14 protein-coding genes and 1 pseudogene are annotated in these 11408 nt (G+C 53.5%); 6 read left to right on the top strand and 9 right to left on the bottom strand.

Translation table 11 applies throughout. The annotated features are described in order from the left end of the window. Positions 1 to 495 precede the first annotated feature (495 nt). Positions 496 to 705: a hypothetical protein gene (locus tag C8K63_RS26080; RefSeq protein WP_108219291.1), complete on the top strand. Its 210-nt coding sequence runs from the start codon at positions 496 to 498 to the stop codon at positions 703 to 705. A gap of 356 nt (positions 706 to 1061) precedes the next feature. Further along, complete coding sequence (locus tag C8K63_RS26075; protein ID WP_108219290.1) at positions 1062 to 1499, top strand: helix-turn-helix domain-containing protein; 438 nt, start codon at positions 1062 to 1064, stop codon at positions 1497 to 1499. Positions 1500 to 1626: 127 nt separating this feature from the next. Here C8K63_RS26075 and C8K63_RS26065 read toward each other — a convergent pair whose 3' ends face one another. The 6 genes from C8K63_RS26065 to C8K63_RS30540 form a co-directional block, all read right to left on the bottom strand. Then, on the bottom strand, positions 1627 to 1821 hold the full coding sequence (locus C8K63_RS26065; protein ID WP_108219289.1) for a hypothetical protein: 195 nt from the start codon (positions 1819 to 1821) through the stop codon (positions 1627 to 1629). An 84-nt stretch (positions 1822 to 1905) separates the two neighbouring features. Further along, a complete protein-coding gene (locus C8K63_RS26060) occupies positions 1906 to 2331 on the bottom strand; it encodes a cell wall hydrolase (RefSeq protein ID WP_108219288.1) in 426 nt (141 codons plus the stop codon). A gap of 215 nt (positions 2332 to 2546) precedes the next feature. Further along, entirely contained in the window at positions 2547 to 2972 is a 426-nt protein-coding gene (locus tag C8K63_RS26055) for a serine acetyltransferase (RefSeq protein WP_108219287.1), read from the bottom strand. A 266-nt stretch (positions 2973 to 3238) separates the two neighbouring features. Then, entirely contained in the window at positions 3239 to 4843 is a 1605-nt protein-coding gene (locus C8K63_RS26050) for a hypothetical protein (RefSeq protein ID WP_108219286.1), read from the bottom strand. Positions 4844 to 4934: 91 nt separating this feature from the next. Beyond that, entirely contained in the window at positions 4935 to 5399 is a 465-nt protein-coding gene (locus C8K63_RS26045) for a hypothetical protein (RefSeq protein ID WP_108219285.1), read from the bottom strand. 9 nt (positions 5400 to 5408) lie between these two features. Beyond that, entirely contained in the window at positions 5409 to 5567 is a 159-nt protein-coding gene (locus C8K63_RS30540; protein ID WP_178086795.1) for a hypothetical protein, read from the bottom strand. A gap of 195 nt (positions 5568 to 5762) precedes the next feature. Here C8K63_RS30540 and C8K63_RS31020 point away from each other — a divergent pair. Both C8K63_RS31020 and C8K63_RS26035 read left to right on the top strand, forming a co-directional pair. Continuing rightward, positions 5763 to 6023, top strand: a pseudogene (locus C8K63_RS31020) (recombinase XerD); the annotation flags it as partial. Positions 6024 to 6065: 42 nt separating this feature from the next. Then, the gene (locus C8K63_RS26035) at positions 6066 to 6827 is read left to right on the top strand and encodes a tyrosine-type recombinase/integrase (protein ID WP_256594996.1); all 762 of its coding nucleotides are present in this window, start codon (positions 6066 to 6068) and stop codon (positions 6825 to 6827) included. An 85-nt stretch (positions 6828 to 6912) separates the two neighbouring features. Here the strand turns inward: C8K63_RS26035 and C8K63_RS26030 are convergent, their stop codons facing one another. Continuing rightward, a complete protein-coding gene (locus tag C8K63_RS26030) occupies positions 6913 to 7134 on the bottom strand; it encodes a hypothetical protein (protein WP_108219284.1) in 222 nt (73 codons plus the stop codon). 106 nt (positions 7135 to 7240) lie between these two features. Beyond that, on the bottom strand, positions 7241 to 7621 hold the full coding sequence (locus C8K63_RS26025; RefSeq protein ID WP_108219283.1) for a DUF6124 family protein: 381 nt from the start codon (positions 7619 to 7621) through the stop codon (positions 7241 to 7243). 636 nt (positions 7622 to 8257) lie between these two features. On the opposite strand from C8K63_RS26025, the gene dusA reads away from it, so the two are divergent. Further along, positions 8258 to 9253, top strand: coding sequence for a tRNA dihydrouridine(20/20a) synthase DusA (gene dusA, locus C8K63_RS26020; protein ID WP_108219282.1), 996 nt, complete (start codon positions 8258 to 8260; stop codon positions 9251 to 9253). Between the two features lie 54 nt (positions 9254 to 9307). On the opposite strand, the gene C8K63_RS26015 is transcribed toward dusA, so the two are convergent. Beyond that, on the bottom strand, positions 9308 to 10141 hold the full coding sequence (locus C8K63_RS26015; protein WP_108219281.1) for an undecaprenyl-diphosphate phosphatase: 834 nt from the start codon (positions 10139 to 10141) through the stop codon (positions 9308 to 9310). 524 nt (positions 10142 to 10665) lie between these two features. Here C8K63_RS26015 and C8K63_RS26010 point away from each other — a divergent pair. Beyond that, entirely contained in the window at positions 10666 to 11406 is a 741-nt protein-coding gene (locus C8K63_RS26010) for a winged helix-turn-helix domain-containing protein (protein ID WP_178086794.1), read from the top strand. The last annotated feature ends 2 nt before the right edge of the window (positions 11407 to 11408 follow it).

The following is an 11408-nucleotide window of genomic DNA, read 5'->3' as shown; positions in this document are numbered from 1 at the left end:
AGGCCAGCATTTTGCCTCGGGCTTCCTTCAGATTCGCAGTCGCCCGCGACACCCTTGCCTCTGGCTAACACTTCCCCTTGCCGGGTGTGTAGAGGACTTACACCTCCAAGTCACCAGCGAGGCCACCACAGCCAAGCTGGTTGCGCTTCGCGCAACGCGCCATGCCTGGCGCACCAACAAAAAAGGGCCCACCTTTCGGTGAGCCCTTCTAGACCGCCCAGCAGAGCGGATTTTGTTTGGTAGGCGCGATTGGACTCGAACCAACGACCCCCACCATGTCAAGGTGACCGGTAAACCACCATAAGCTACCGATCTATAAGAGAAAATTTGCTTTTATCAATACTCTCAAAACCGCTACACCCCCCTATAAGAATCAATAACTTAGCGTTGTATATTCCTACAGTAGTGCCATCATTTCCAGGCGTTCTGCCGACCTAAACCCCAAGCCCCTAGTTTGCCCCTGCTACGCTTTCTTCGTCACCGGAGAATTAGTACATGCCAAATTCAGATCTACTCCCTTCACTGCTGTTCAAGATCAACGAAAACCAGCTCGCCTTGGAGGCCGCCATCTTGGAGTTTTCGAACTGGGTCGAGCAACGCGGCGCGGCCGATATCGCCGATAACGTCCGCGGCGCATTGGACACCATCGATAAAAATGAAGAGTTCATCAAGCTGACGCTTGCGGTGCTGATGACGCCCGAGTGAGCTATTTACTCGACGCGCCCCCCGATCACTACTGGGCATGGCCCCTTTGCAGCGGCACGGCTCCACCGATGACACAGGCAGAATCCGCAACTCATTAACGAAACTCATGAGAACTTGAAGGTCATCATGCACGGAATCGCCGAACTGATGAACGATTGAGAGCGACCCAGGCGCTGCGTTATTTTCCGTCAGAGCACTCTGCCAACGCCCATCTAAACTGACCTCTGCTGACGGATCAGCACCGAACCTTTTTGTTCGACCCCTTTAAGCCCCCCCATGCGGGGTTTTTTTTCGCCGTCTATTTACAGTGGGCGCACCTCTTGGGCTACGCTTTTCCTGTGCATGGAGGAAGCGCTATGCCAGAAGATCTAACCCCCGCCACGCTCAACCCTTCCGATGAAGACTTTATTGTCCTCGGACATACTATCGATGAGGTTGCTGCCTGGATCGACCAGCGCGGTTCTACGTGTGTATCTGATCGCATCAATATGCCAAAGTTACAAACTTGGGCATTCAACAAACCCCAACGCCTGCTTTCTAACAATCTAACGATTATCAATTTAACTCGCATGGAGTGCGTAGTACTTGACTTATTAATAGGCAGCGAGGAGCGCGTTGTTAGCAACGAGGAAATCCTTATGAAGTTAAATAAGGACCCTTATAATTACAAAGGATTGCCCATGTGCCTCAGTAGACTGCAAGCGAAATTCAAGAAGTTAACTAATGGAGACAACCTCCTCCGTTCAGTAAGAAGTCGTGGTTACTGCCTTACCCAAACAATAAATCCCGAATGAGTTTTTAAGTCTCTGGTTCATGGCTGAGACCTCTTTCACGAAACATTGGCACGCGATCAAGGTGATCAGTCCTTGATCGCCGTCGCCGGTGATAGCGCCAATTCTTTGAGCTCGCGCCAGTCCTCCCCTAGTTACTCAGCTTAGGCTGCAGGACCACCCTTGCTAGCATCACCAGAATACCCAGAACGCCATAGGCTGCAGGCGGTAGTACCGCCTGCAACTGAGGCAGCAGCTGCTCAGCAATACCCAGCGCTGCAATCGCACCGCCAGCCTGAACGCTGGACATCTTCAAAGCATCTTTCCAATTACTAATCAGTTGCATATTTTTTGCCTCGGGTGTTGGGAAAGGTTCAGGCCAGCACCTTCAGCGCGACCTGGTAAAACGCAAACTTCAGTGCCGCGAGGCTCACGGCACATCCTTGAAGAAAATGTGGCGCCCGAGCTTCAGCGTCTCTTTGGCGCCTTTCACCCAGGCCGGTGGCCAGGGCATGGTGGTTGCGTAGTAATGAGTGGCACCACCGGTGGGATCCGGCACCTTGCCGGCCATTACCTGGTCAGCGGCGATCTGCGCCTGGGCGAACTCGCGGAAAGGAATCTGCTTGGCGCCACTCAGGTAAGCGAAGTTCGGATCGTTCTTGCTCCAGCAGCTGAACTGATACGGCTTCTGGCACACACCGGCATAGCCCTCGCCCCACCATGATTTGGGTTTGCCGTCGTTCACACGGTTACAGATGGTCCAGGCGACGGAGATCAGGCCAACCAGGCTTTCGCCGCGAGCTTCGCCCCACAAGGTGCGGGCGAGGATGTCTCGGTCCTTATCTGTTACAGGCATAGTTTTCTCCAAGCGCAAAAAAGCCCGCGACTGGGCGGGCATTCGGGAGGATCTGCAGTAGTTGCAGCCATATCTTTATCAGTGCAAAAAATACCTGCTCAACAGCAGCTTCGTTGGGCAAGTGTAGGAAATTGGCTGTCCTTGCACTCAGCGTTAGCTAAATCTTGCTTGATCCATGTAGGTGGCCGAGCAATGAAACAGACTGTGTTACTCGCTTATCTATGTTTAATGAACTTAGCTGGAATTCCCGCCCATATTTCATTCACTCCAGTGCTTTTAGTCAGCACTGAGTTTGCTCCAATTATTGTGCCACGCCCCACTTTAATTTCAGTACTAGTAAGTATTTTCGCACCAGCGCATATGATGACATCGTCACCAATCTGGAATCCTTTAAAATCAGAACTCGGCTTTAAATTATGGATATCCGCCCGACCTACTGTGACTTGTTGATATATTTTTACATTTTTTCCGATTGTTGTATTTGGATGTATAACAATCCCCATACCTCCATGTGGAGTAGTTATCCAACCATTAATTTTTACAGAGCGTGGAACATCTACAAAAAATAGTCGTAACAAGCGAGATGTAACCCACCGAAAATACTTGAAATTTATTAAAAACTCTACAACTCTCTGGAACATATTTAGACTCCTTTAATATAGTTTGGAATATCTACAATTAATTGCTTATATATTTATTGCAAACAACAAATATTTCCAAAGCACATCCCGCCCCAAAAATCACCCCTAACAGCTACCTACTTAAAAAGCAAGCCTTATTGTAGTGAACCGCTCAGTCTCGGGATATAGAATAAAGCAAAAAACAAGGCAACCGATCTGAAAAAACCGTGCAGGCGCAGGCTATAAATACTTGATTACTGCTCAACTATCAATGATGGAGCGTCTCATTATACGACCGCAGCGTCATCACGAACGTACTTCCAGACTCCCCCGTTGGAGTAAACAAGTACTCCTCCGCAGAGAGCTAAACAGCCCACGAACGAGGCTGCCGATGGTAGATCTGCGGCTGTGGAGTAACCTCTCGGCTTAAAAGGGACCTGTACCTCCACTGCCTTATTCACTTCAACTGTGTTCAAAATAAGATTGCCAGTCGGTGCCCTGATAGGCTTGACCGCCTCGATGTAAGAGCCGGCGCAGTCCAGTCGCAATCGGCCAGCGTCAGTCGTAAGCAGCATGCCGCTAGTCTGGCCTGACCCGGCTCTAAGGACCGCCCGAGTGTTCGTAACGTCGTTCTCTATCGAGAAAACCTGCACGCCCGCATTCAATACCCTCCACAGGTAAATATGTGCATATGTCGTCCTGATTTGGAAGGCAAACAACGCGTCTTCGGCTTTGTTTTGCAGAAAAGACACGGTACTTTTAACTCCTGTCCACACGAACTCGGCAGCTTTGGATATGTAGAAGAGCCCTTTACTATACCCCGCGGCGTAGTCGTGTTCATTTAGCGAAATGAACGTACCGCCCCCTACATAATTAGATGGCTTATCCGAACGACGTGTAGGATTGTGGGCGTTCTTAAGTACGAGGGCTGTACCATTACCGACGTTGTCCATCTGCATCATGGTGCCGTCAGTGTAATGGTGTTTTACCCAGCCGGTAGTGGCGTCAGCGCCAAGCGCCTGACCTGCAAAGTTTGCTTCGTCTGAGACGCTATCAGTGGACAGAACGCCGTTTATGCGCCGGTATGAACCGTACAGCATAGGTTGTAAATAGCTTGCGTTAGCCATTGCGGTACGCAGCGTGTCCGATGATCCAGCAGGTAGCCCGGCATCTAATGCGCTGAATGTCTCATTCAACTTGTCCTTGGCGGTTCGCACCACCCCAGGGGCGGAGGAACTCTGAAACCCGGACTTGTCGGCACCTGTTGGTGCGGCTAGCTCCTGACGAAGCGAATCATCCCCAATCATCTTTAGCTTTGGCTCATCCGCCGCCCAGTTGCTTGTTGTGAGCGGGATAAACGAGCCTTTCGCCCTATATTCATTTCCAAGGTAGGAGACGGTTTTAGTTGTTCGGTCCAGGATAATGCCGGCGGCGTAGGTAATCGGCGGCTCGAAACCACTGACGCCCATGAAGTTGTTGAACTGGACTTCTCGATTATTTTGGTCGTTATCGAACTCCGTATGTCGCTCGGATTGAACAACATCAAACTCAGACTCGCGGCGAGCTTGATCGGCATCAAACTCGGAATCTCGCCGAGTCTGGTCGGCGTCAAACTCCGACTCTCGTCGAATTTGGTCGGCATTGTGCTCACTCTCCATCCCCCTCCACGATTTGCGTGGTACACCCTTACGATCTGGATGGAAGAGATCTTCACCGTTGACCAGATAATCAAGGTTGCGGGCGTTATCAGACAAGTCTTTAGGGGAAGTAGAGCCAATCGCGTTGCCGGTGTTGTAGGCCATGGTTATGTTGCTCGCAGAGTACGCCAGCGGCGCCGCGAACGATGCGGTGCCGAGGGCGCTGATTTTTAATAATTGCCGGCGATTAACCATGACGACCAATCCTAGAAACGGGAATGGACGGCAGTATACCGGTGGGGATGTCATATGCTAGTGAAGACCTGGGCTGGCCATCACTGGGCATTTATTCGTCGAAGTGGCGAGGCCACTCCTGATTCATCGCTCTGTCGAAGATTCTGGAATAGAGGACGTACTCTGGAGCAATTACCACCCACTCGGCGTCTATGAGGGGGCGCTTGAGCAGCCAGAGTTCCGCGGCAAACCGCCAATAATCAACGCCAACCAATACTGGCCCGCTGTATATGTCGTCGAAGTTCGCCTGGTAGTTTTCGAGCCCTAGCGGTGATTTGAGTGGACACTCAAATGGCAGCGTTCCAGAAATCAGAACGCGCTCAAACCAGCCCTCGAACAATTGCGCCTCGGAAGCACTGAGCAACCAAGTGACAGAAGTTCTGGTCGGTACGTTCCGATAAGCGCGGCGCCGGATTTTCCTTCCGGTCACCAGTGGCGTACTTTTCATCGGACTGACAGGATCAAAGCCATACCCCTCCCTCAGCGGGAGCGGCAGACCTTCCGGATATTGGATCATGTGTCGCCCTTATGGTGCTGTAGCGCTGTCGCAGGTGTAAACGCGATCGTCGTAGGGCATACCCTTCAACGCCACGTTGCCGTTGGATGGAGATGAGCTATTGACCAGAACCGGATAAGCCCACTTGCTTGCCGGGCCGACCAGAAGCCGGGGCAGTTCCATGGTCATGCTGGTGTCCGGAACGAAGTCCAGATCGGCGATCTACAGGTGATATTCATCAATCGAAGTGACTGGGAAGGGACCGGAGAGAGAACCATCAGGACGGCTAATGCCGACCCGGTAGGCCTCTGGCGCTGACCAGTCGATAGGCTCGGTTGATTCCAGCAGGAAGCCACCATCCACTAACCAAATGGTAAGTATTGGCGGTACCGAAACCCCGTCACTGGAGTTATGACCAGCATCAACCGCCCGCTGGGGGAAGCGATCAAGTTGGCCAGGGCCGCAAACTTGAAGTTCGTGGAACTGGTCGTGGATGATGGATCGCTTCTCGCCGTATTGACCGGCGACCGGCTGCCGATCGTGAGCAACCTGCTGCAGCGATTCACGGACGAGTGGTTGCCGGACAAAGACTATGCCGCGTGCACCCTGGAGGAGATCAAGTTTAAGCTCGAACGGTATCGGTAGGATCTGGGCGACCGGCTGATTGGGCAATTAGACGTGCTCGCGATGGCCGAGTACCTGGACCAGTTCAGCAACAACGCCTACACCAAGCACTGTGGGCTTTGGGTCCAGATCTTTGCCTTCGCCGTGGCCAAGGGCCTGGCCGAGCGTAACAACGCCGAACTGACCCTGGTGAAGAAGGAAGCAGAGAAGAAGTGCCAGCGGCATACGCTCGAAGGATTGAAGTCGATTATCGATGCCGCGACAACGCCGCCATGGCTGAAACAAGCTATTCGCTTGGCGCTGGCCGGCCTTCAGCGCCGAGAGGACATCGTGACCTGGTTGAAGTCAGCCGCAGACATGGAGAAGAACACGCTGACGGTGTCGCCCGGAAAGACCCAGGGCTACGACAACCCAGTTCACCTGAAGATCACCATGGGCACAGCGCTGCGCGAGGTTGTCGGCGAATGCCTACGGTCGCCATTGGCGTCGCCATACCTGATCCACTACAAGCCCAAGGCCCGACGCCGCGAGCAGATCGACGCAAAGGACCACTGGACGTCAGTGACGCCCGACTACCTGACCAAGGAGTTCAGCAAGGCCCGAGACGCGGCGCACACCTACGACCATGTGCCGGCCGGTGAGCGCCCCACTTTTCACGAGATTCGCGCTTTGGGGGCATGGCTGTACGAGCAGCAGAAATTCCCGCAGGAGTACATCCAGGCGCTAATGGGGCACGCGGACGAGAAGATGACAAAGCACTATCAGGAGGGGCACGACGAAAAGAAGATCGAGTACCTGGAGGTGGGCGCCGAGTTGGCGTTTTGAGTGGGGGGGGGTTGCAAAAGTTTTGCAAATCGCACAAAAAAGGGCGCTCCCGTGGGAGCGCCCTTTTTTCATTGCGGACCGCGTATCAATCGTCGTGCAGCAATCCTGAACTGTACTCGCCGAAGCTATTGCCGAGCGCGCTGCCATGGAAATTCATCTTGGCGGCATTGCTGTTGGTCGGCCCCGGACCAAAACCGGCCGGCTGCACCGTGTCGGTCGAATAATCGCTATGGGAGCTCACACCCGAACAGGCGCTCAACAGCAAAGCACCGGCTATCAGCGAGACTTTGACGAGGTTTGCGATCATTTTTTTATTCCTGTGAGTTGAGGCGCGGGAGAAATGACATATGGCCATCATCCTATGCCTTGTCTATGCCGGGGATCATGAAATTTTGTGGGGCGACAGCGTTGGTTCAGGAACCGTGTGCACCTGGCGATATCTCACTCCCATTGCCTTGCGGATCGACATTGTCCAAGGCTCGATTCACCAACAACTCCCCCACCACCGCCAGTTGCTGAATCGACAGCGCCAAACTGCGGGTTGAACCTTCGAGCTTGCAAGCCAGGTCAGTGGTCAAGACGTTCAACGAGGCGAGGGTTTCGCAGGCATGACACAGGAGCGTTTCAGTGTCGACGTTGGGAAGAATGGTGAACACATGGCAGACGGGATCAGCGTGATTCGGGTTTCGCAGGCGTTTGCTGACCACCCGCTGAGAGTCAGCGGATAGTTGAGGAAGATCGAGAGAATCGGAAGCCATTGCGCTTTCCGGAGGGTCAGGCGTGATCTTTTTCATGGTTTTCGTTCCTAGAATTAACCAAAGGAACTGCCAGCATCACTTCCACATGATGGGGTGGCAGCTGTGCACGGGTGTGGAAGACCGGGGATCTAGGAACCCGACGCACTCGAAAGTGCCCCGCGCACAGCCGCCATAATTTAACAGCAGACATGAAAAAAGCGCCTGCTTAAATTTAGGTGGCGCCCTGTGCGCCTAGATCTTGTGAAGGGCTTCCACACCCTTGTCGCTGAATTTGCAGCGACGGAGGGAGGTTAGCCGGGTGATCAGTGGGAGGGCAATATGGGCAATGGGGACGCGACTTGAGGGAAATTTCCTACTTTTTCGTGATGTTATCAACGCAACACCCAGCAGCTGCCCAATCGTCCTGAGGCATTCCCTAATGCCGATCAGTTAAGGGATCGACCAGCACTGATTAACCTGTGGCGAGGGAGCTTGCTCCCGCTGGGGCGCGAAGCGGCCCCCAAAATGGGACTGCTGCGCAGTCCAGCGGGACGGTGCGGCGATCCGACAAGCTCCCTCGCCACGGGTTCAGTGCCTCGGCTTAACTGATCGGCATTAAGGCATGCCCAAGCTCCATCAGCCCATTCCTGATAAACTCCCTCACCTCCCAGCCTCACCGATTCCAGATCCCTCATGTCCGTAACCACCGCCACACCCGCCCCGCTCTCCCGCCGTTTCTCCGTCGCGCCGATGATGGACTGGACCGATAGACACTGCCGCTTTTTCCTACGCCTATTGTCGAAAAACGCCCTGCTCTACACCGAAATGGTCACCACCGGTGCTTTGCTCAACGGCGATCACGACCGCTTCCTGCGCCACAACGAAGCCGAACACCCGCTCGCCCTGCAACTCGGCGGCAGTGTCCCGCTGGACCTGGCTGCCTGCGCGCGGATGGCGCAGGAGCACGGGTACGACGAGGTGAACCTGAATGTCGGCTGCCCGAGTGATCGGGTGCAGAACAATATGATCGGCGCGTGCCTGATGGGGCATCCGCAGTTGGTGGCCGATTGTGTGAAGGCGATGCGTGATGCGGTGTCGATTCCGGTGACGGTCAAGCACCGTATCGGGATCAACGGGCGCGACAGTTACGAAGAACTGTGTGATTTCGTCGGCACCGTACGCGAGGCCGGCTGCACCAGTTTTACCGTGCACGCGCGGATTGCGATTCTGGAGGGGTTGTCGCCGAAGGAAAACCGCGACATCCCGCCCCTGCGTTATGACGTGGCGGCGCGGTTGAAGGCGGACTTTCCTGAGCTGGAGATTATCCTGAACGGCGGGATCAAGACACTGGAGGCCTGCCACGAGCATTTGCAGACGTTCGACGGCGTGATGCTCGGCCGTGAGGCGTATCACAACCCTTATGTGATGGCCGAGGTGGATCAGCAGCTGTTCGGCAGCACGGCGCCGGTGATCAGCCGGGCTGAGGCGCTGGCGCAGTTGCGTCCTTATATAGCGGCGCACATCGCTGCAGGTGGTTCGATGCACCACATCACCCGGCATGTGCTCGGGCTGGGCACCGGGTTCCCGGGGGCGCGCAAGTTTCGGCAGTTATTGTCGGTGGATATTCACAAGGCCAAAGAGCCTTTGGCGTTGCTGGATCAAGCGGCGGAGCTGCTTGAGGGGCGTTAACGGTTAGCCGCTTCCCTGCGACCAAGCTGCATCTCCTGCAGCCTGGTGCGAGTGTCAGTGCGCTGCAGCCCCGGTCCAGTCGACCCAACCGAATACCCACGTTGCCAGAATCAGCAAACCGAATCCGATCCGGTACCAGGCGAATACGGCGTAACTGTGGGCGGCGATAAACTTGAGCAAACCACGCACGGCGATCATGGCGAAAAAGAACGCCGTCACGAAACCCAGCGCAAACACCGGCAAGTCACTGGCCAGGAACAGATCCCGATACTTATAGCCTGAATACACGGCGGCACCGACCATGGTCGGCATCGCCAGAAAGAACGAAAACTCCGTGGCAGCCTTACGCGACAGGCCAAACAATAACCCACCGATAATTGTCGACCCAGAGCGCGAGGTGCCCGGAATCATCGCCAGGCATTGCACGAAACCAACCTTGAGGGCGTCGGTCCAGCGCATGTCGTCAACATGGTCGACAGACACCACATGTTTGCGCTGCTCGGCCCACAACATGATGATGCCACCCACCACTAATGCCACTGCAACTGTGATTGGATTAAACAGATACTCATGGATCTTATCGGCGAACAACACCCCCAGGACCACTGCCGGAAGAAAACCGATCAACAGATTCAAGGTGAAACGTTGTGCATTGCGCTGGGTCGGCAAGCCGGTAACGATCTCGAGAATCTTGCGGCGGAACTCCCAGACAACCGCCAGGATCGCGCCCAATTGAATGATGATGTTGAAGGCCATGGCTCGCTCGCCGCCGAAGCCGAGCAAGTCTGCGACGATAATCTGGTGCCCTGTACTTGATATCGGCAAGAACTCCGTCAGACCTTCGACCATCCCTAAAATCAACACTGTGATGGTTGTCCAAAGATCCATTAAGCCCCCTCAACGACAAATACCCATGCGTCGACTTCGCACTAATTCAACGCCAACACGATAGTAAAGCGCATCAGGCCGATTAATAAAACTCAATGTTATGAAATGTCCATGGGCGACACCACCAATACCAACGTTAGATAACGGTTAATATTCGAGAGTGACGAGCCAGACAAGAGCTAAAAATCGCACTTGAAACAACAAAACCCTACCGCCTCATGACACCCAATAAAAAAGAGTGAGGTGGCTGAAACTTTAGCGACATGCGCGGTCATATGGCTGCGAAAATACGGGGCATTGGACCAATAGATGGCACAATGCTATACCTCATCAACCCCACGAGAATGCCACCGCTCATTAGGCACCTCGAACCACCAGCGGGCAAACGATCACGTCAGAATCACCGGTAATGTTAAAAAAACGAGACGGCCGTCTGAAAAAACAGTGAAATGTTACCAATTGTCAGTCACAAGCGAGAATTGGTGCTTTAACATTCGAATGCCAGCACCTATCCGAGTCAAAGCATGATGCTTACAGGGAAATTAACGACTACAGGCCACAGCGACGTGAAGGAGGAGACAGGTGTTCTCACCATTGGGCGAACCCACACGTTAGCTGAGGGCTTTAGGGAATTAGTCGCAAGCCACGTAGGCAAGGATATTGCCGTTGATGCAATGTGCTATAGCAACTCATTCAAAAGAAACAAGAATTCTAATTCATACCGTGCAATTTTTATCGTTATCGACAGCCCTCAGGCGTTTGTTGAGAGCCTCACCCTGGTAGAAAACATTCGCGCCGAAAATCTGGCGTCAATAATTTTCATCGCTATCACCGGTAGGGGCACCTACAACAAGATGAAATATTATCTTGCCGGGGCGGACTACTGTATTAATTGCGACACTTCTGCCGACGAAAATACTGACGCACTGTCCGAGTTTTTCAGCAGTCCAGAATGGCAAAAAAAGCATAACCTGCTTTTGGACCCCACTCGCATGTGCCTGATTGGCGACTATAAAAAGCTGGACGTCTCATTTGCGGAAATGAAAATTCTTGAGGCTTTCTCTCAAACGAAGAACCAGATATTGAGTCATGATGAAATCGCCAGGATCATGGGGCTGAATATAAATTTTTATGACCCAAGAGCCTTGGAAAAGTCGATCAGTCGCCTTCGCGGCAAAATAAAAGGCATGTATGGCAGCAACGCCATTCAAAGTATTCGTGGGCATGGATATCGTTTAATCAGGGGTCTGATCTCGACAACCTGATT

This window comes from Pseudomonas sp. GV085 (assembly GCF_003050925.1).
Lineage (GTDB): Bacteria > Pseudomonadota > Gammaproteobacteria > Pseudomonadales > Pseudomonadaceae > Aquipseudomonas.
Note: the sequence above shows the minus strand (reverse complement) of the source record. Positions and strands in the feature narration are given on the sequence as shown.